The 20,396-nt window shown below is 64.6% G+C and carries 17 protein-coding genes; 2 read left to right on the top strand and 15 right to left on the bottom strand.

The genetic code is table 11. The features are described 5' to 3' along the window. Positions 1-7 precede the first annotated feature (7 nt). The 3 genes from AC1DYQ_RS16400 to AC1DYQ_RS16410 all read right to left on the bottom strand — a co-directional run bounded on the left by AC1DYQ_RS16400 (position 8) and on the right by AC1DYQ_RS16410 (position 1,638). Positions 8-628 (bottom strand): TetR/AcrR family transcriptional regulator, encoded by a 621-nt coding sequence (locus AC1DYQ_RS16400; RefSeq protein WP_477687658.1) that lies wholly within the window; start codon positions 626-628, stop codon positions 8-10. A gap of 66 nt (positions 629-694) precedes the next feature. Then, a complete protein-coding gene (locus AC1DYQ_RS16405) occupies positions 695-1,087 on the bottom strand; it encodes a RidA family protein (RefSeq protein WP_477687659.1) in 393 nt (130 codons plus the stop codon). Between the two features lie 107 nt (positions 1,088-1,194). Then, the gene (locus tag AC1DYQ_RS16410; RefSeq protein WP_477687660.1) at positions 1,195-1,638 is read right to left on the bottom strand and encodes a ribonuclease HI family protein; all 444 of its coding nucleotides are present in this window, start codon (positions 1,636-1,638) and stop codon (positions 1,195-1,197) included. A 93-nt stretch (positions 1,639-1,731) separates the two neighbouring features. Here AC1DYQ_RS16410 and AC1DYQ_RS16415 point away from each other — a divergent pair, with 93 nt between their 5' ends. Continuing rightward, positions 1,732-3,849, top strand: a complete 2,118-nt coding sequence (locus AC1DYQ_RS16415; RefSeq protein WP_477687661.1) for an acetoacetate--CoA ligase — start codon at positions 1,732-1,734, stop codon at positions 3,847-3,849. Between the two features lie 12 nt (positions 3,850-3,861). Here the strand turns inward: AC1DYQ_RS16415 and AC1DYQ_RS16420 are convergent, their stop codons facing one another. The 8 genes from AC1DYQ_RS16420 to AC1DYQ_RS16455 form a co-directional block, all read right to left on the bottom strand. Continuing rightward, positions 3,862-4,821, bottom strand: a complete 960-nt coding sequence (locus AC1DYQ_RS16420) for an alpha/beta hydrolase (protein WP_477687662.1) — start codon at positions 4,819-4,821, stop codon at positions 3,862-3,864. A gap of 112 nt (positions 4,822-4,933) precedes the next feature. Next, on the bottom strand, positions 4,934-6,076 hold the full coding sequence (locus tag AC1DYQ_RS16425; protein ID WP_477687663.1) for an ABC transporter substrate-binding protein: 1,143 nt from the start codon (positions 6,074-6,076) through the stop codon (positions 4,934-4,936). After that, positions 6,073-8,496, bottom strand: coding sequence for an efflux RND transporter permease subunit (locus AC1DYQ_RS16430; protein ID WP_477687664.1), 2,424 nt, complete (start codon positions 8,494-8,496; stop codon positions 6,073-6,075). The genes AC1DYQ_RS16425 and AC1DYQ_RS16430 overlap by 4 nt, the downstream gene beginning before the upstream one ends. Positions 8,497-8,535: 39 nt before the next feature. After that, positions 8,536-9,615, bottom strand: coding sequence for a WD40/YVTN/BNR-like repeat-containing protein (locus tag AC1DYQ_RS16435; RefSeq protein WP_477687665.1), 1,080 nt, complete (start codon positions 9,613-9,615; stop codon positions 8,536-8,538). Then, positions 9,615-10,973, bottom strand: a complete 1,359-nt coding sequence (locus tag AC1DYQ_RS16440) for a DUF1329 domain-containing protein (RefSeq protein WP_477687666.1) — start codon at positions 10,971-10,973, stop codon at positions 9,615-9,617. The genes AC1DYQ_RS16435 and AC1DYQ_RS16440 overlap by 1 nt, the downstream gene beginning before the upstream one ends. A gap of 23 nt (positions 10,974-10,996) precedes the next feature. Further along, a complete protein-coding gene (locus AC1DYQ_RS16445; RefSeq protein ID WP_477687667.1) occupies positions 10,997-12,676 on the bottom strand; it encodes a DUF1302 domain-containing protein in 1,680 nt (559 codons plus the stop codon). Positions 12,677-12,760: 84 nt separating this feature from the next. Further along, complete coding sequence (locus AC1DYQ_RS16450) at positions 12,761-13,528, bottom strand: coniferyl-alcohol dehydrogenase (protein WP_477687668.1); 768 nt, start codon at positions 13,526-13,528, stop codon at positions 12,761-12,763. A gap of 80 nt (positions 13,529-13,608) precedes the next feature. Further along, positions 13,609-15,063: a benzaldehyde dehydrogenase gene (locus AC1DYQ_RS16455; protein WP_477687669.1), complete on the bottom strand. Its 1,455-nt coding sequence runs from the start codon at positions 15,061-15,063 to the stop codon at positions 13,609-13,611. A gap of 267 nt (positions 15,064-15,330) precedes the next feature. On the opposite strand from AC1DYQ_RS16455, the gene AC1DYQ_RS16460 reads away from it, so the two are divergent. Further along, the gene (locus AC1DYQ_RS16460; RefSeq protein ID WP_477687670.1) at positions 15,331-17,133 is read left to right on the top strand and encodes a sigma 54-interacting transcriptional regulator; all 1,803 of its coding nucleotides are present in this window, start codon (positions 15,331-15,333) and stop codon (positions 17,131-17,133) included. 20 nt (positions 17,134-17,153) lie between these two features. Here AC1DYQ_RS16460 and AC1DYQ_RS16465 read toward each other — a convergent pair whose 3' ends face one another. Genes AC1DYQ_RS16465 through AC1DYQ_RS16480 form a run of 4 tightly spaced genes read right to left on the bottom strand, consistent with a single transcriptional unit; the run spans position 17,154 to position 20,285 of the window. After that, positions 17,154-17,783: an ATP-binding cassette domain-containing protein gene (locus tag AC1DYQ_RS16465; RefSeq protein ID WP_477687671.1), complete on the bottom strand. Its 630-nt coding sequence runs from the start codon at positions 17,781-17,783 to the stop codon at positions 17,154-17,156. Between the two features lie 5 nt (positions 17,784-17,788). Continuing rightward, positions 17,789-18,535 (bottom strand): ABC transporter ATP-binding protein, encoded by a 747-nt coding sequence (locus AC1DYQ_RS16470; protein ID WP_477687672.1) that lies wholly within the window; start codon positions 18,533-18,535, stop codon positions 17,789-17,791. Continuing rightward, a complete protein-coding gene (locus tag AC1DYQ_RS16475) occupies positions 18,532-19,275 on the bottom strand; it encodes an ABC transporter ATP-binding protein (protein ID WP_477687673.1) in 744 nt (247 codons plus the stop codon). Before AC1DYQ_RS16475 ends, AC1DYQ_RS16470 begins: the two co-directional genes overlap by 4 nt. Next, on the bottom strand, positions 19,272-20,285 hold the full coding sequence (locus tag AC1DYQ_RS16480) for a branched-chain amino acid ABC transporter permease (RefSeq protein WP_477687674.1): 1,014 nt from the start codon (positions 20,283-20,285) through the stop codon (positions 19,272-19,274). The genes AC1DYQ_RS16475 and AC1DYQ_RS16480 overlap by 4 nt, the downstream gene beginning before the upstream one ends. Positions 20,286-20,396: the final 111 nt, after the last annotated feature.

Here is a 20,396-nt window from a genome sequence, read left to right on the forward strand (position 1 = left end):
TTGTCTCTTATTTTTTGGTGACTGCCTCGGTCTGGTAGCTCTTGATCAGGCGCTCCCAGGCTGCCTGGGCCCGTTCAGCCGCGCGTGCATCGCGTAGAAAACGGGCATCATGAAACATCCCCATGGCAATGCTGCTGATTTCCATGACCAGCTGTTCCGCATCAGTGTCGGCCTTCAGCTGACCGGCCTCCATGGCCTGCAGCACGGTGCGCCGCAACGAGGCGCGCCAGCGGGTGACCTCGCTGAACAGCAGGTCGCGCAACTCGCCTTCGCGGTCGTCCAGCTCAAAGGCGCCCGCAGTGTAAATACAGCCCGACTTGGCCTCGACATCGCGCGTGCGCACAATCCAGCGCTGCACAATCGTCTCCAGCCGCGGCAAACCCTTGGGCTGCTGCATGGCGGGCACAAACACATCGGCAATAAAGCGGCGGCCGAACTCTTCAATCACCGCTTTCTGCAAAGCCTCGCGTGAACCGATGCGTGAAAACACGCCGCTCTTGGAAATACCGATGCGGTCGGCCACAGCCTGCAAGGTGATGGCCTCCAGACCTTCCGCCGCAGCCAGGTCAATGCCTGCGCCGATGATGGCGGCGCGGGTCATTTCGCTTTTCTGGGTTTTGGCGTCCATGCGGCAAATATTAGCACGATTGTGCGAAAGTGCAATACCCTCCTGATGACCCGGATTCTGTCCTTGCTAACAGGCGGCGACGCAATCGATCTCGATGTCAAAGTGCCCCGGCCATGCCGGCACGCAGATGAAAATCCGGGCCGGTGGATCCTGGGGAAAGTAGCGGGCGTAAACGGCATTGACCGTTGCAAATTTCTCGGCCGATGTGCAATAGATGTTGCACTTCAGCACCTGGTCCAGCGACGAACCCGCTGTTTCCAGGCAGAGCTTCATCTGCTCCAGCACCAGCTCGGTCTGGCGTTCGAGGCTTGCATTGATGACCTCACCCGTGGCGGGGTCAAACGGCGGAAGGCCAGAGACATAGACCGTATCGCCATGGCGCGTCATGACCGAAGTGGGCGCCTTCCACCGCTCGAGCCAGGTTGAAAGGGGCTCGACGCGAATAATCTCTTTGGCCATGCGTTGCTCCTGGGCAGGGTGTGCGGGGTGATGCGGGTACATCCACATTTGTACGCGGCTACGGCACTTCTTTGCTTCGCGCGGGAACGAAGCATTCACACCTGCGGCTAACGGCGACGCCTGATCGTTGGCGTCGGGCCTTTGGGCATCAGCCCCACCGCCGCCCGGGCCAGCGTATCGGCCTCCCGGTTGCGGTGGCGAGGTATCCACACCAGCCGCGCGCTCGGGAAGGAGTGCAGCACGGCGCGCACCTCTTCGAACAGCGGAGCCAGGCGCAGGAATGGCTCCGTGGCAGTTCCCGCCAGCTGCTGGACCACCACGCTGTTGTCGCAGTGAACAAGCAGCGCCGTTGCACCCTGCTGCCCGGCGTACTGCATGGCCGCCATCAGCGCACGCAACTCCGCTTCGTTGTTGCAGCCTCGGCCTTCCGCGGTGATAGACAGCGGATGCCGGCTGCCGTCCGGCCCGGTAACGACTGCACCCAGGCCCATACGGCCAGGGTTCGGCACGGCGCTGCCGTCGCAGTAGATGATCCAGGGGGCGCTATTCAATGAGCACTTCTTTCATGCGGAGTCAGCCAATATAGGCCATGGCGGGGATACCACCGGGGCGCATTCGCCCCCTCCTGGTTTATGGTTACGGCCATGTTCCAGATACGCAAGTACCAAAACTGGCTGCAGGCTACACGCGGCCTGTCATTCGACAACTATGACGCGCTGTGGCGCTGGTCGGTCGCCGACCTCGACGCCTTCTGGCAAAGCATCTGGGACTACTTCGAACTGCAGTCGCCCACCGCGCACACGGCCGTGCTGGGCCGGCGCAGCATGCCGGGAGCCGAGTGGTTTCCCGGTGCGCAGGGCAACTACGCGCAGCAGGTGTTCCGCCACACGGCCGCGGCCGAAACGGCGGGCGTGCCAGCCATCGTCAGCCACGGCGAAGCCAGCCTGGCGAACGGCGAAGCAGCGCGTGAACTGGGTTGGGCCGAGATGCAGCGGCAGTCGGCGTCGCTGGCCTTGCACCTGAAAGCGCAGGGCGTACAGCCCGGCGACCGCGTGGCCGCCTACTTGCCCAACACGCCCGAGACCATGGTCGCGTTCCTCGCGACGGTCAGCATAGGCGCCGTGTGGAGCGTGTGCGCGCCCGACATGGGCACGCCCGCTGTGCTGGACCGTTTTCGCCAGATTGAGCCCAAGGTGCTGATCGCCTGCGACGGCGTGCGCTACGGCGGAAAGGACATCGACCGCCGCAGCGTGGTGGCCGAGCTGGCCGCCGCGCTGCCCAGCGTCACGCACGTGATCCTTCACGAGGTGCTGTCCGGGAATCCAAATGCTATTGATTTGATAGCTGGTTGCGCACATCTGCAAAGCGCCACAGCACGAAATGATGCAGAAACTACAGCCTTTGCGCCACTCTGGCTGCCGTTTGACCACCCACTGTGGATCGTCTATTCAAGCGGCACCACCGGCCTGCCCAAACCCATCGTCCACGGCCACGGCGGTGTGGCGCTGGTGGGGCTGGCGTTGCTACGCCTGCACAACGACCTGGCGCCCAGCTACGCCGACCCGGCCAATCCCGAGCGCTTTCACTGGTACAGCTCCACTGGCTGGATCATGTGGAACGTGCAGGCCGCCAGCCTGCTCAACGGCACCACTTGCTGCATCTACGACGGCAACCCGGCGGGCGTGAACAAGGACAAGCCCGACTGGACCACGCTGTGGCGCTTTGTCGCCAACACCCGCGCTACCTTCTTCGGAGCGGGCGCGGCCTTCTTTGCCAACTGTATGAAGGCGGGCATTGACCTCGCGCAGTGCGGAGACCTGAGCCGGCTCAGAACTTTAGGCACCACGGGCTCGCCGCTGAGTGAAGATACGCAGCGCTGGGGTACAGCGCAATTCGCAAAGCTACATGATCGGGAAAACCGGACGCGGCTGGCCGCCGGGCCGTCCCAAGGCCCGCCAGCCCCCTCGGGGGGCAGCGTATTACACGAAGTGAAAAGCGTGGGGGCACCAATCTGGTGGTGCAATATTTCCGGCGGGACTGATTTCGCCGGTGCGTTTATAGGCGGCAACCGCGAACTGCCCGTGGTCCCCGGCGAAATGCAATGCCGCATCCTCGGCTGCGCGGTCGAGGCCTGGAATGACAAGGGCGAGTCCGTTGTCGATGAAGTCGGTGAGCTGGTCTGCACGCAGCCGCTGCCGTCCATGCCGCTTTACTTCGTTGGCGACAAGGACAACCAACGCTACCTCGCGAGCTACTTCGACACCTACCCCGGCGTGTGGCGGCATGGCGACTGGCTCAAGGTTACGCCCTCGGGCAGCTGCATCATCTATGGCCGCAGCGATGCCACTATCAATCGCCACGGCCTGCGCATGGGCACCAGCGAGCTCTACAGCGCGATTGAGGCGCTGCCCGAAGTATTGGACTCCATGGTGGTCGACCTCGAATACCTTGGGCGTGAAAGTTATATGCCGCTCTTTGTCGTGCTGCGGCCCGGCCATGTGCTTGACGAAGCGATGAAGATGCGCCTGAACCAGGCCGTCAAGACCGCGCTGTCGCCGCGCTTTGTGCCTAACGACATCTTCGCCGTGCCAGAAATTCCGCGCACGCTCTCGGGCAAGAAGCAGGAATTGCCGATCAAGAAGCTGCTGCTGGGCCAGCCGCTGGAGAAGGTGGTGAACCGCGACGCGATGGCCAACCCCGGTTGCCTGGACTGGTATGTGGACTTCGCGCGCGGACGTGCCGCACCCGATTTGAGGGATTAAGCCCGGAAGCCTTTACACCCGTGCGCGCAACCACTGCGCCAGGTCCGTCATGACCCGCAGGCCGACAGGCGACACGGCCGTGAAATGAATACAGGCATGAATGGCGCTGGGGTAGTGACGGTGCGTCACTTCTACCCCGGCGGAGTCTATGCGCTGGGCGAGGGCGTGGCCTTCATCGCGCAGGGGGTCGTGGCCCATGGTGGCGACCCAGGTGGCGGGAAGGTTGGCCAGGCCGCCTGAGTCCAGCAAGGCAAAGTCGGGGTGCTTGTCCGCATCGGCCTGCTTGCCGAGGTAGCTGGTCATAAACCATTGCATCACGCCCATGGTGAGAAATTTTCCCTCGTTCTCCGGGTAGGAGGCACTGGGCTGGCTGGGGTGCTGCGCCACCGGGTAGATCAGGCCCAGGGCGCGGAGGTCCCTTGCGTTCACGCGGCGCGATGCCACCAGTGCCAGCTGCGCGCCGGCGCTGTCGCCAGCCACCACGATACGGTTTGCGTCGCCGCCCAACGCGGATGCATTTGCCAGCACCCAGCGCAAGGCGGCCTCGACGTCGTCAGGTGCGGCGGGGAAGGGGTGCTCCGGCGCCAGCCGGTAATCCACCGCCACGACCAGCATGCCGGTGTGGTGGCACAGCGTGCGGCAGACCTTGTCATGGGTCTCCAGGTCGCCGATTACAAAACCACCGCCATGCGCATACAGCAGCACAGGCCAGGGGCCGATGGTGTCGGGGCTGTACACGCGCAGGCGCACGGGGCCGCCCGGACCGGGAAAGCTGGTGTCATCCACCTTCCCGATGGCCGGGGCCGGCAACCCCAATGTGTCGGCCAGCTCGCGGTAAACCTGTCGAGCGACGGCAGGGGGCAGGCTTTCCAGCGGCGGGTTGCCTTGTGCAGCGGCCTGGGCCAGAAAGCCGGCTAGCGCGGGGTCCAGGGGAGCCGTCTCGAGCGCGGTGGGAATGGCAGATGTGGTCATTGCAGTCCTTAATGGTTCACAGTTGCAGTACAAGGGCCAGCGCGGAACCGGCTTTGCCGGGCCGCTGGTGGCGCCCCCTTGAGGGGCAGGCGCCGCAGGCGCTTCGGGGGTGTCATCTGATCAATTTGCCGTCACGGGCGCGCATGCCGATCTCGACATGGTCCGAGGCGTGGTGCCGCTCCCGGCCGAACGAGAGCCTGAAGCCGCCCAGGTCCAGTGCTCCAAGGCTTTCAATCGCCTCGCCGAGGCGCAGCCCGTCGGCGCGGGGCCCGGCGCGGCGCAGTGCCTCCGTGCAGACACGCAGATTCAGGTAGGACTCCAGGCCTTCGAAGGTCATAGCCTCGGGGCCGATGAAATCGTCTGCATCGCGCTCGAGCTCGCGCACGATGGGCAGGCGGGCCACCTCGGGATTCGGCACCACGCTGGTGTAGCCCACCAGCCGGTTGCGGAACAGCCGTGTCAGCTGCGTCAGCCCCGCCGTCGACAAAGTGGCGACGGTGGACGGCACGCTGTCATAGGCTGAGGCCGGAAGCCGCCCCAGCGCATCCAGCACCTCGTTGCCCAGGTTGAGGACCAGGGCCTGCGGCGCGGCCTTGGCCACGTCGCGGAATGCCGCTTCGATGGACGCCAGCCGCGCGTCGGCGGTGATGCGTGTGACCTGCCGGCCGTCGCGTTGCAAGGCTGCCACCAGCGCCTCGGTGCGCGCCGGTTCGGAACCGTCGGCCAGCACCGCCACCCGGGTGACGCCGATGGATGCCAGCTGGCGCACCAGTGCATCGGCCTCTCGCGCATCATCCGGCCGCAGGCTGAAAACATGGCGGACATCGGGAGAACGCAAAGCCGACGCGCCGGACATCGGGCCGACCAGCGGCACGCGAAGTTCGCGCGTGGCCTGGGCAGCCTCAAGGCAGGCTCGTTCACCGAGGCAATTGGCGATCAGCACCGCCTTGTGCTGGCTCACCAGGGTGCGCAGATTGGCCGCCACGCGCCGTGGGTCTCCGCCGTCGTCCAGCGTCACCAGCTCGATGCGGCGCCCGGAAATTCCGCCTGATGCGTTGACGCGCTCTACATGCGCGCGGGCGCCGGCCAGCACACGGTTGGCGACCGGAAAGCCCGCGCCGGTGAGCGGTAACGACTGACCGATGATCAGGGCCTCGGGCGCGGCGTGGCCGGCCGCGGCTGCGCCCAGCAGCATCGCCGCCGCAAGAAAAAGTCTGCGCGTGCGGCGGGCCAGCATGTCGCTACGCAGGCTCATACCGGCACTCGTGCATTGACCGGCGTGGGCAGGGCCACGGCCGGCCGCAGCAGGAAATACCCGAGCGCGGGCAGCAGGATGAGCGCCCCCACCATGTTCCAGACAAACATGAAGGCCAGCAAAATGCCCATGTCGGCCTGGAACTTGATCGGCGAAAAAGCCCAGGTGCCAACGGCTAGCGCCAGCGTGATGCCGGTGAGTAGCACCACGCGGCCGGTGAACTGCAGCGCATGGTGGTAGGCTTCGGACAGGCTGGCGCCTTCCCGCATGCGGGCCAGCGTGATGCTGAGCACATAGAGGGCATAGTCCACGCCGATGCCCACGCCCAGCGCAATCACCGGCAGCGTGGCGACCTTGACCCCCATGCCCAGGCCCACCATCAGTGCCTCGCACAAGATCGAGGTCAGCACCAGCGGCAGCACCGCTACCACCACCGCGCGCCAGGAGCGGAAGGTGACCCAGCACAGAATGACCACCGCCGCATACACCCACAGCAGCATCTCGCGCATCGCCTTGCCCACCACGATGTTGGTCGCCGCATCAATGCCGGCGCTGCCTGCTGCCAGCTTGAAGATGACATCCTGGGTGTTGTTGACTGCCGCGAAGCGGTCCACATCAGCCACCACGCGTGCCAGGGTTTCGGCCTTGTGGTCCTTCAGGTAGACATACAGCGCGAGGAAAGAACAGCTCTGGTTGAAAAGCTCGCGGGGTGCGCGCGTCTGCACGCCGCCCAAAGCGCCTTCGTTGGGGAGCAGCTCAAACCACTTGAAGTTGCCCTCGTTGTAGCCCACCATGGCCAGCTTGGACAGCGCGGCCATCGAGTTGGTGGACTCCACCCCGGGCAATTGCTCAAGCTGCCAGGCCAGGGCGTCCACCTTGGCCAGCGTGCCATAAGCCGTGCATTTATCCCCGGGCGTGGTCACCATCACGGTCAGGATGTCGGCACTCGCTGCGTAGTGGGCAATCTGGTAGGCGTTGTCCTGGTTGTAGCGTGAGCTGGGCCGCAGTTCGGAGGCGCCGGGGTCGAGGTCGCCGATTTTCAAATGCAGGCTGATGGTATAGCCGCCTGCGGCCATGAGCGCCGCAACGACCACTGCTGCCGTAGCCCAGCGTTTTTGCGTGAAGTGGTCCAGCAAGGCCCACAGCCATGAACGTTGCGCCCCTTGCGATGCTTCCTGGCGCAGGCTGCGCGCCGCCGCCGCGGGTGCCACGCCCACGTAAGACAACAGGATGGGCAGCAGCACGAGGTTGGTGAAGATCAGAACCGCCACACCGATGCTGGCAATCAGGGCCAGGTCCTGGATGACCTTGATCTGGATGATGACCAGCACCGCGAAGCCCACAGCATCGCAGAGCAGAGCGGTCAGGCCCGCGACGAAGAGGCGCCGGAAGGTATAGCGGGCCGCCACCACCCGGTTTGTGCCGCGGCCGATGTCCTGCATGATGCCGTTCATCTTCTGCGCGCCGTGACTCATGCCGATGGCAAACACCAGGAAGGGCACCAGAACCGAATAAGGGTCGAGCTCGTAACCCAGCAGTGCCAGCAGACCAAACTGCCAGACCACCGCCACCAGCGAGCACGCCACCACCAGCGCGGTGCTGCGGGCGCAGCGGGTGTAGGCAAACAGCACCGCGCTGGTGATGGCGAGAGCCAGCAGGAAGAACAGCAGCACCTGGTGCAGGCCCTCGATCAGGTCGCCGGCCACTTTGGCGAAACCGGTCACGCGGATCTGCAGTGCATCGCTGCCATGCTTGGCGCGCAGGACTTCGATCTGGCGCGACAGGTCGCCATAGTCCAGCGCCTTGCCGGTTTCGGGGTTGCGGTCCAGCAAGGGAACAAACACGATGCTGGACTTGAAGTCGCCCGCTACCAGCTGGCCGATTTCGCCCGAGCGCTCGACGTTGGCACGCAGCCCGGCCAGGCTGGCGGGTGAGCCATCGTAGGCATCGGGGATCACCGGCCCGCCGTCCAGGCCTTCTTCGGTCACGGCCACCCAACGGGTGTTGGATGTCCACAGCGACTTCATGAAAGGCCGGTCTACGCCGGGCAGCAAAAAGATTTCGTCGTTGATCTTCTGCAGCGCATCGAGGTAGGTCTTGTCGAAGATCGTGCCCTGCCGGGCCTCCACCACCAGCCGCAACGCATTGGCCTGGCCGCCCAGGTCGGCTTTGTGGGTCAGGTAGTTGACGATGTAGGGATGGCCCGTCGGTATGGTTTTTTCAAAACTGGCGTTGAGCTGCAGCTTGGTGGCCTGCCAGCCCAGCACGAGGGTCAGCAGCAGGCACACCGCCATGACCCAGGGCCGGTGATTGAAAAAAGCGCGCTCAAGCAGCGTGCCCGAACGCGTGTCAAAATCTTCAAGCCGGGCGACGACGGGCTGGGTATCTGAAGGGGAAGCGGGGGAGGAATCGGCGTGCATAAAGTTTCGCCGTTGGCGGCGCGTGTCTCTTTGTTGTTTTCAATTAGCCGGCAGCGCGGGCAAGCGCCGCATGCCGCGCAGGCTTGCCAGCACCAGGCTGCCGTCGGCCGCCAGGGCAACGCCGGAAACGGGAACCGGTTCACGTGCCGGGATGCGCCGCAGGCTGGGCCCGCCTGCGGTGCCCATCAGGGCATCACCCGCCTGGCTCATCAGCACAAAACCGCCATCGGGCAAAGCCATGCCGGCCCCCACCGCCATGGGCACGCCGGTGTCGAGCTTGTCCCAGTGCGCGCCTTCGTCTGTCGAGCGGTAGGCCGAGCCGCGCAGGCCATAGGCCACCAGCCCGCCGCCACGGGTTCGCAGCAAACCGAAAAAACTGCCCTTGTACGGCGACGCCAGTGCGTTGAAACTGGCGCCCCCATCGGTGGAGCGCAGCAGCAAGCCCTGCTCACCGGCGACCACCAGCGTGCGGCCGTGGGCGCGCACGCCATACAGGTGCAGGGCTTTTGGGTTGGGTAGCCGCGGCCCCCAGGCGGTCCAGGTCTTGCCGCCGTCTTCGGTGGCAAACATCAGGTTGTAAGCGCCGACGGCAAAGCCGCGCCGGGCATCCACAAACTCCAGGTCAAAAAATGGTTTGTCCGCACCTTCTTCCACCAGGTGCTCTGCCTGCGCCATGGCCTGGGTGTCGCCGCTGCGCTGCGCAGCCTGCTTCACCAGCTCGGCCGCCTGGATGCCGTCGAGCAGCTTTTCCCAGGTGGCACCGGCGTCAACGCTGCGCAAGATGACGCCCAGATGTCCTGCCGCCCAGCCGTTGCGTTCGTCAGCGAAACACACGGCCGTCAGGGTGGCTTGCACAGGCACCTGCGCCTGTCGCCAGGTGGCGCCATGGTCATCCGACAGCAGCACCGTGCCGCGCTCTCCCACCGCCACGAGCCGGTCGCCGGCCCGTGCCACGGCCAGTGTGGCCGCGACCGACGCCTTGGGCGTGACCAGGGCCGGCTGTGACAACACGGCGGGCCTGTTGACAGCCCACGCGGGGAGCGTGGCGGCGGCCGCCCAGCCGAGCAGTCCCGCAAGGACTGCCCGGCGCGCAGCGCGAGGCCGGGCGATTCCGGTCATCAGCGGGCGCCTTCGCTGGAGAGTGATTCAGCGCTGAAGAAAGAGCGCGGAATCGGTGGCTGCACTTCGTACTGCTTGGGCAGTTCGTTGGAGGCCATGTTCAGGTAATAGGCGCCGGTCTGCATGTCATAGCCACCCCACAGCACAACGTTGCTCACGGCCGGAATGTCCGGTGCCGTCAACATCAGTGCGTAGTTGGTGCGCCAGAGCTGGCCTTTGGCGTCCCAGCCATCGAACAGCGCGATCTGCCAGGAGTCCTCGTCGATGTAGTACTTGCGCTTGGGTACCACGTGGCGCTTGCCGGCAGCCAGTGTGGCTTCCACTTCCCACACGCGGTGCAGTTCCCAACGCACCTGCGCGGGGTTCAGCGTGTTGGGCGTCACCAGGTCTTCGATCTTGGCGGAAGCTGCGCGGTTGTTGTTGTAGGGAATGTAGATTTCTTTCTTGCCAATCAGCTTGAGTTCGTGCTTGTCGATGGGGCCGAACAGCGTGAACGCTTCATCGAACAAACCGATGCCCGAGGTCACCGAGTCGGGCGTGTCATAGGCCACGGAAGGCGCTTTGCGCACGCGGCGCTGGCCCACCAGGTACTGCCACAGCCCGCGCGGTGCGGCTTCCGAAACGCCGTCGAGTGCCAGGATGGCCTCGCCCGCCTTGGAGCCCGGCGCGTTGACCACCAGCTTGCCGTACTGGTAGTAGCCGTCGAACTTCTCGGCGCTGCCGTCCTTGTCGTAAAAAGCCTGGCGGATGGTTTGCGTGCCGCCGGAGGCCATGGTGCGCTTGCCGTCGGACGTTACCACCCACACACGCATCGGCATGGAAAAATTGCCGCCGCGCCAGGCTGTGCGCTGGTTCCACATCGCTTCATAGCCGTCCTTGGGAATCGGGAACGGCGTGCCGCCGAAAGCGCCTTCCATGCCATAGCCGCCCTCGATGGTCTTTGCCCGCGTGGCATTCTTGAAGGTGTTGTCGTACACCGACTGCGGCGCCGCCGCGGTGCGGTGCGTGGGGTACACGTCGATGCGGAAGTCGGGGTACTTCTTCATCAGCGCCTGCACGCCGTCGGTCAGCTTGTCGGCGTGCTGCGCCATGTTTTTGGCGTTGATCGACAGGATGGGTTTTTCGTTGGGGTAAAGGTCGGGCCGTGCGTCGCCGTTCTTGTAGCCCGGCGTGGCCTTGGCCAGGCCCCCTTCCCAGGGCGGGATGCTGCCGTCCTTGTTGCCTGCTTTCTCGGCGCCCATGGGCGTCAGCGAGGATTTGAGTTTGGCGGCCTCTTCGGCGGTGACGGCGGCCTGGGCGGACATGGCGCCGGCCAGCAGGGCGGCCACGAGCAATGAGTGTTTTGCGGTCTGCATCATGATGGTTGTCTCTGTAATGTTTTTCAGAAAGTGCGGGAAGCGGTGAAGGAAACGAAGTTGCGGTCTTTCAGGCTCTGCCCATAGGACAGCATGCGGGTGGGGGTTCTGGGATCCGTGACGGTCAGGGTGTTTTCCTTGCCGAAGAAGGCGGTGTAGTTCAGGGCAAAGTTCCAGACGTTCTGGTATTTGCCCTTGATGCCTACGCTGATATCGCCCGCGTTGCTGGCGCCACCGGCAAAGTTGATGACGGCTGCGGAGCGGCCGCCGAAGTTGTAGCCCAGGCCCAGCGGGAGTGACAGGTCCAGGCCGGGCAACACCTGGAAGTACTGCGGCTCAAAGATCATGCGGAACGCCGCGGCGTTCCGCGTTGCGTTCGGATCCAGCCCGCCGAAGCCGACGGCGCTGGGATTTTTGGTCACGCTCATGAGCCGGTTCCAGGCCAGTTCGGCCACCAGGGCGCCGCCGTCCCACAGGCTGGACTTGTTGAGCACGTAAATGCCCGACAGATTCAGGTGCGCCGTCTTGCCGGTGGCATAGCACGGGTTGGAGGGCGATCCGTCGCAGTTGGCTGGTGGCATGAAGGGTGCACCGCCCAGCACGGCGGGGTCGCTGGCCAGTGGCGCGTCGGTGCGCACCGAGCCCTCGAGTGCCCAGTTAAGCTGTCCTATCGATGACGTGACGCTGGCACCAAAAGTCTTGATGCCCTTGGCATAGACGTTGTGCACATTGCCGTTGATCAGGTCAAACACCGGAACGGCCGGGGTCTTGTCGTTGTAGCGTGCCGCGTACACGCCGAACTCATAGTTGCCGCCGGCCGGCGCCCAACGCAACTGGGCGCCGAACTGGCCGCTGTCGCCCGGCTTCTGGTCGCGGCTGGTGTCGGTGGGCAGCACCGGCCCGCCGAGATAGACACGGCCGCCGCCTATGTAGTCCTGGTTGGAAAAATAGCTGCCGACCCCGGGAATCTTGCTGGGCCGCCACTTGAGCTGGTAGTAGCCGCCCAGCGTCACGCCCTCGGCCACCTGCAGCGTGCCGGAAATCTGCTCCACCGGCAGCAGTACTTCCTTGAATTGCCAGTTCGGCACCGAGACGATTTTTGCGATGTCCACCGGGCCTTGCGCGTTGGCAATGCCGTTTTGGCCGAAGAACACGCTCTCGCCGTACTGCAGCGCGTGCTTGCCGACGCGGATCGAGGCTGGCATGCTGCCGATGGATCCCTTGCCCCAGACGAAGGCGTCGAGGAATTCGTCTCCGCGGCCGTGCTGCTCCCGGGTTGCCGGGACGAACTGGTTGGCGGCCTGGCCGGCGAAGTTGCTGACGCCGGCCGTGCCGTCATTGGCATTGGCGCGCAGGTACTGCGAGTCGTACCAGGCGGAGTGGCTGATGCGCAGGCCCCAGTTGCTGCGGCTGTAGTCAAATTCGGTCAACAGGTCGGCGCGGTTGGAGACCAGGCCCTTCTTGAAGTTGAGGTCGCCGTCGTTTTCATTGGTCACACCGCCATCGCTGCGGGCGGCCGGCGAGGTGAGCAGTGCAGACGGGTCCTTCAGCCGCCAGGCCAGGCTGTACTTGGGTGTGAAGTCCAGCCGGATTTTGGTGTCGGGGTCGCCGTTGTCCAATTCCAGGGCGTGGGCCGGCAGTGCGCAAGCCAGGCCGCAGGCCAAGGCCAGCGCGGCTGGCCTGAAGGGGGTGAATACCTTGTTCATCGAATGTCTCCTCGTTATGTGTAGTTGTTGCGTGAATGGGGGATGGGTGCCCTCGCACCCGCGGCGTGTCAGCGTTAGATGTAGTTAGATATAGGTGGAGGCCAGGCCGCCGTCGACGGGAATGTTGGTGCCGCTGACCCAGCGCGCGGCGTCGCTGCACAGCCAGGCGATGACGGGTGCGATTTCGTCGGCAAAGCCGGGGCGCAGCATGCGATGCGCATCGGCCTGGACGCGCTCCTGGCCCAGCATCGCGACGAAGTCACCCAGGATGGGCGTGAACACCGGGCCGGGCGCCACGCAGTTCATGCGCACGCCTTTGCCCAGGAACCACTCCTGCGACTGCACGGCGTTCCAGACGATCAGGGCTTCCTTGAAATACTGGTAGCAGGTCGCCTGCGGCACCGGGTGGCCGCGCAACCATGCAGCGCCGGCTTCAAATCCTTTGGCTGCCGCCAGCTCCTTGTGCAGGGCCAACCGCTGCGGCCATTCGGCGCCCAATATGGACGCTACGTTGACGATGCTGCCGCCGCGTGGCATGCGCGCCAGCACCTTTTCCGTCAGGTGTCGCAGGCCCAGGTAGTTCACGCGGGCCACCAGCTCACCGTCGGCCGTGCCGGGTACGCCGGCAATGTTGCACAGGGCATCGACCTGCGGCGGCAACTGGGCCACTGCGGCATCGATGGCCGTGGCGGTGCCGAGGTCGGCCTTGATGAAGCCGTCCAGCGTGAGGCTGGGATCGTTGCGGTCCATGCCGATGACCGTGGCGCCCTGGAGGCGCGCCAGCCTGGCCACCTCGGCGCCGATGCCGGACGAGGTGCCGGTGATGACAATGGTTTTGCCTTGCAGGCTCATAAAGCCTCCCGGGTATGCGGATTCATGAAGGTCTCCTTCAGGTGGTGAGTCAAAAAAGTCGGAAAAAGCGAAGCGTTCCGTTAGAACGGGAACATGGGCGCGGTGTCCTTGACGGTCATCCACTGCCATTGCGTGTATTCCTCCCAGTCGGACGGGCCGCCCACGCTGGTGCCGTTGCCCGCGATGCCGGGGCCGCCGAAGGGGTTGACGCAGTCGTCGTTGACGGTCTGGTCGTTGATGTGAACCATGCCGGCCTTGAGCTGCTGCCCCACCGCCATGGCTCGGCCCACGGAGCGGGATATCACGGCGCAGGCCAGGCTGCCGCTGTTGTTGTTGGCCAGCGCGACCGCTTCCTCGTCACTGCCGAAAGTGACGATGTTGGCCACCGGGCCGAAGGTCTCTTCGTCGAACACGCGCATGCCGGGCTTCACGCCGGACAGTACCGTCGGCTTGTAGAACAGGCCGTCATAGCTTCCGCCGGCTTCCAGCTTGGCACCGGCCTTGATGCTGTCCTGCACGATGGCATGCACGCGATCACGCTGGCGCGCATCGATCAGCGGCCCGAGCGCGACCTGGCCGGTGGCGCCGTCGCCGACCGGCAGGTGCGTGGCCTTGGCGACCAGGCGCTGCAGCAGCGGGGCCGCGATGCTCTGGTGAACCAGGATGCGGTTGGCGGCCATGCAGATCTGGCCCTGGTGCAGGTAGGCGGCCCATGCGGCGTTGCTTGCGGCGATGTCCAGGTCGGCGTCGTCCAGGATGATCAGCGAGTTCGCGCCGCCGAGTTCCAGCGACACCTTCTTGAGGTGCTTGCCCGCGAGTTCGCCGATGCGCCGGCCCACCGCGGGCGAGCCGGTGAAGGCGATCATCGGCACCAGCGGGTCGGTGACCAAAGCTTCGCCGGCTTCGGCGTCGCCGGGCAACACGTGCAGCAAATCCCTGGGCAGGCCGGCCTCCGCAAAAATGCGCGCAATCATCAGGCCGCCGGTCACCGGTGTGCGGGTGTCGGGCTTGATCACCACGGCATTGCCCGCAGCCAGCGCCGGTGCCACCGCGCGCAGCGTCAGGATCAGCGGAAAGTTAAAGGGCGAGATGACACCCACCACGCCGTGCGGCACGCGGCGGGCGATGCTGGTGCGCCCCGGCACGCTGGGCAGCACATGGCCCTGGGGCTGCAGCGGCATGGCGGCGGCCAGGTGGCAGATGGTGATGGCTTCACGAATCTCATGCTGCCCCTTGGGCAGGATGCCACCCGTCTCCCGCGTGGCATACAGCGCGAGTTCGTCGAAGTGCTGCTGGAACAGCGCGCCGGCACGGCGGAAGACGTCGGCCCTCTCGCGCGGGGGCAGGGCGGCCCAGGACTTTTGCGCGTTGGCCGCCGCCCGCGTGGCCGCGGCCACATCCGCCGCGTTGGCGATGCCCACCGTGCACATCACTTTGCCGGTCGCAGGCTCGACCACGTCGCGCTTCCCGCCGCCCAGCGGCACTTGCGCCAGCGCGGAAAAATCCAGAAATGCCATCGCGTCGGATACACCCATTTGCTTTTGTCCTTACGGTTGTTTGATCAGCTCGCCACATCGGCGCGTCGTGCTCCTGTATCGCAATGCATGTACCAGCGCCGCGCGAAAGAGTCCGCTTGCTGCGCTGCACCCAAAGTTTTTTCACTGGGAAACCCGGGACATACCCTAGGTATGTTTGCTGCGGCGCAGCACATGGAAACCACCCATGTTTTCCTGATCAAATGGTTATAAAGTTGAATCAAATTTCACCAATTGATCAAATCAGTCAAATCGAGGAGCAGAGCCATGCGCGCATCCGATCGCATTTCCCTGGCCGAGGTGGCCCGGGCCACCGGGGTCGCGCTGGGCAGCTTCGACAGCGCGTCGGTGGCCAAAGCCATGGGCGGGTTTGCCAGCACGCATATAGGCGGCGACACGCACCCGACGATCGCTGACATCAGCGAATGCCTGTTCTTCTCGCCGGGCGACGGGCGCATCTGGCTGCAGGACCAGCGCATGGTGCTGCTGCACACCGAGGCGCTGGGCTCCATGCGCCGCGAAATGATTGACAGCCTGGGCATCGAAAAAGCCCGCGGCCTGTTCACCCGCGCCGGTTACGTCAGCGGCGCCCGCGATGCCCAACTGGTGCGCAAGCACTGGCCCGACGCCGACCCGCCGGCCGCCGCCATGGCCGGCACGCGGCTGCATGCGCTGGAGGGCGTGGTGAAGGTCGAGCTGGTCAGCGTGACCTACGACCCGGACACCAGCGGCTATGAGGGTGAATTCATCTGGCACAACTCCAGCGAGGACGATGAACACATCGCCGCCTACGGCATAGGCGGCTCCCCGGCCTGCTGGATGCAGGTGGGTTATGCGACAGGCTACGTCAGCACGCTGTTCGGCCGCCTCATCGTTTTCCGGGAAACCATGTGCCGGTCCATGGGCCAGGCGCAATGCCGGGTGGTCGGCAAGTCTGCCGACAAGTGGGACAACATTGAAGAGGACATGCGTTACCTGAACGCCCGGGAGTTTGTCGACACCGCGGCCTATGCGCGCAGCGAAGCGAGCCCGGCTGACCTTGCGATCAGCGACGTGCCGGCCGGCGACGCGATGGTGGGGGCCTCATCTGCCTTCAACGCGGCCTGCCATCAATTGAGCCGGGTGGCACGCACGACCGCTACCGTGCTGTTCACCGGCGAGTCGGGCGTGGGCAAAGAAAAGTTCGCGAGCATGCTGCACAGGATCAGCCCGCGCAAGGACCAGCCTTTCATTGCCGTGAACTGCGCGGCCATCCCGGAAACCCTGATCGAGTCCGAGCTGTTTGGCGTGGAGCGTGGCGCCTACACGGGGGCCAGCCATTCGCGGCCGGGCCGCTTTGAGCGGGCCAGCGGCGGCACCCTGTTCCTGGACGAAATCGGCATGCTGAGTTTTGTGGCCCAGGGCAAGCTGCTGCGCGCCCTGCAGGAGGGCGAGGTCGAACGCGTGGGCGGCACGCGCGGCATCGCGGTCGACGTGCGCGTGGTGGCCGCCACCAATGAAGACTTGCGGCAGGCCGTGCGTGAAGGCCGATTCCGCGAAGACCTGTTCTTCCGGCTCAATGTGTTCCCCATCCACCTGCCGCCGCTGCGCGAGCGGCGCGACGACATTCCCCTGCTGATGAACCATTTTCTGAACCACTACCGGCGCAAACACGGTTGCAACACCGGCGGCTTCACGCAGGCCTCGGTGCGCACGCTGCTGAACTACGACTTCCCCGGCAACATCCGCGAACTGCAAAACCTGATCGAGCGCGCCGTGATCATGGCCGATGCCGACGGCTTGATCGACGTGCACCACCTGTTCACCGGCGGCGAGACCTTGAGCACCGAGGTCATGACCTTGCGGATGCAGGGCAGTTCAGGCACCTTGAACTTCGACGGGGCGCCGGCCGGCGCGCATCCCGTGCCGGCAGGGACCGCCGCTTCGCAGCGGTCCCTGGAGCAAACCGAGCGCGACATGCTGGAACGCGCCATCTCGGCCTGCCAGGGCAATCTCTCAGCGGCGGCGCGGCGGCTCAACACCACGCGGGCGAAGCTGGCTTACCGCGCCAGAAAACACAGCCTGATTTGAACCGCGTGCGGCGCCGTGGATCAAGCTGCCGGCGCCAGCGCCCCCAGGTAGGCCCGCACCTTCTCGTCGCGCGCCAGCGTGTCAAAGTTCGGTGCTTCACTGATCGCGCCCTTTTGCACAAAGATGAAACGCTCGCAGCATTGCCGCAGGATGTCGACGTGGTAGGGCTCGTTGGGATGCAGGCATAAAAACACCAGGCGGCCGTTGGCCCTGAGTTTGGCGAAGAAGTCCAGCATGAAGCCGATGTAGCCGTCCTGCGTATTGAACTGCGGTTCGTCGAACAGATGCACCAGCGGCGAGTCGTTCTGTGCGTGTTCCAACATGAAGTCGGGTTTGGTTTTCTGGAAAGACCGCACCTGGTAGGACTGGTGGTAGTGAATGGCGAGGCGATCCCGCTCGCGCGTGCGTACCTGGTGGATGTCCTGGCCGTTGACCAGCACACGGCCCGCGCTCGGCAGGTTGCTGCCGGTGATCAACTCGAACAGCGTGGTCTTGCCCGAGCCGTTAGGGCCCATGACACCGACCACGCAGGGCTTGTGCACTTCGAAATCGGCGGTCAATGAAAAGGTCGTGGTCTTGCGGAAGACGCCGCGCTGGTATTGCTTGGCGACGTTCTCGACGCGTAGCAGTGGATGGAGTGGATGGCTCATGCGGGTCAGACTCCCAAAAGTTGCCGACACAAGGCGGCATCGTTGCGCAGATCGGCCGCAGGGCCCTCGTGGACGATCACGCCCTGGTTCATCACATAGGCGCGGTCGGCCACCTGCAGCGCGCTCTGCACGTTTTGCTCGACCACCAGCACCGCGATGCCCTCAGCCTTGAGCCGGCTGATGGTTTTCATCACGTCCTGCACCACCTTGGGCGCCAGGCCCTGGCTGGGTTCGTCGAACAGCACCAGGCCGGGCGAGCCCAGCAGCGCGCGCGAGATCGCCACCATCTGCATCTCGCCGCCCGAGAGGTTCTCGCATTCGCGGTGCATCAGGTATTCGAGTGCGCTGAAGATCTCAAAACATTCCTTCTCGTGCCAGGACCGGAAACGCGTGGCCTTGCGCGCGATGGCCAGGTTGCGCGCCACCGTCAGCGTCGGGAAGATGCGCCTGTCGTCGGGTACCCAGCCCATGCCGGCCTTGGCGATCTCGTGCGTGGGCATGCGTGTGATGTCGTGCGCGTCGAAGGCAATGGCGCCCTTGCGCGGTGGCGTCAGGCCCAGCACAGAGCGCAGCACCGTCGTTTTGCCTGCACCATTGGGGCCCAGCAGCGCAACGACTTCGCCCGCGCCGACTTTCATCGATACGTCGAACAGCACCTGCGTTTCGCCGTAGAAGGTGTCTATGCGGTCCACCGCCAGCATGTCGGCCTGCGGTGAAACAGTTTTGATCATGGACTTCAGCACCGCGCTCATGCCAGCGCTCCCAGGTTGGAGCGGCGCACCCATTCGTTCTCACGCAACTGGTCAGGTGTGCCCTGGCTGATGACCTGGCCCCAGTGGATGACGGAGATCTGGTCGGCGAGCTTGAAGAGGAAATTCATGTCGTGTTCGATGATCACAATCGTGAGCTGGCGTTTGAGTTCTTTGACCAGGTCCATCAGGCGTACCGTGCCTTCGGCGCCCAGGCCGGCGGTGGGTTCGTCGAGAAACAGCATGCGCGGCTCGGCCGCCAGTGCCACGCCGATCTCCAGCGCGCGCCGCTCGCCGTATGAAAGGCTGCTGGCCAGCACGTGCTCCTTGCCCTTGAGGCCAACGCGCTCCAGCACGACTGCAGCCAGCTGTTGCGCCGTACTGTCGGCGCCCAGGTCACGCCAGGGGTTGAAGCCCTGATTACGGACGTGCGGCGTGGCCACCAGCACGTTGTCGAGCGCGGTGTAGCTATCGAACAAATTCATGATCTGGAAGGAGCGCGACACGCCCTTGCGCGCGATCTCGCGCGGCGACAGGCCGGTGATGTCCTCGCCGGCAAAGGTCACACGGCCGCGGTCGGGCTTGTAGCGTCCCGTCAACACGTTGAAACAGGTGGTCTTGCCCGCACCGTTGGGGCCCATGATGCCGTTGAGCTGCCCCTCCTCGAAGCTGAGGGTGATGTCTTGCAGCACCACCTGGGCGCCAAAGCGTTTGGACAGGCCGTTGGCCTCGAAGAGCTTCACAGTGCACCTCCTGCGGGCGCGGGCTTGGCGGCCACTGGACGCTTTGGCCGGGCCCTCCAGGCCTGCCAGGCGCCGGCAATACCTTCGGGCTTGAACAGCACCATGGCCATGAAGACAAGGCCATACCAGAGCAGCCAGGTCTCGGTATAGGCGCCCAGCAGGTCGCGCGCCAGGATAAAGAAGGTGGCGCCGATGACGGGCCCCCAGAAGCTCACGAGGCCGCCGCCTATCAGCACCATCATCACGACAAAACCCGAGTTGTGCAGGCTCATGACATTCGGGTAAGCCGATTGCTGCGCCATGGCAAAGAGTGCGCCGGCCAGGCCCGCGACGGCGGTAGACAACGTGAACGCCAGCCACTTGTAGAGCCAGACGTTGTAGCCCACAAAGGCCGCGCGGGTTTCGTTTTGCTTGATGGCGCTGAAGATGCGGCCCAGTGGCGAATGGATCAACCGCCACAGTGCCAAAAGAACCAAAGCAAACAGCACCAGAGAAAAGAAGAAGAGGGCGTTGTTGCCAGAGAGGTTGAAAGACACAAAACCGAAATCGGCCGGCAGGCGCTTGATATTGAGCAGCCCGTCTTCACCGCCTGTGACGGTATGCCATTTGTTGGCGATGAACCAGAACACCTGGCCGAATGCGATGGTGAGCAGCGCGTAATAAATACCGCGCCGGTGCGAGATGAACAGCGCCACCAGCGCGCCCAGCGCCGCCGTGACCAGCACCGCGCCGGCCAGGTCGAACCACAGGTTGGGCCAGACCTTGAGTTGCAGCAGGCCGAAGGCGTAGGCGCCCGTGCCAAAGAATGCACCGTGCCCGAAGGAGGGCAGGCCGGTGAAACCCAGGAGCAGGTTGTAGCCCATCGCAAACAACACCCAGATCATGATTTCCAGGGCCAGGTATTGGTACAGCCCGACGCGGCCCACCCAAAGCGGCGTGGACAGCAGCACCAACAGGGTGATGAGCATCGGTAAAGGAATGAGTGGCGCGCGACCGGAAGCGAGTTGCATGGGGACCTTGTCTCTTCGGTTTTTCTGGATGAATGGGTGAAGGAAATAGAAATAAATACTGGACAAAACAGAATGTACGTTCTATTATTTAAATACGCAAGAACATTTATT

The organism is Polaromonas sp. P1_F4 (genome assembly GCF_056405675.1).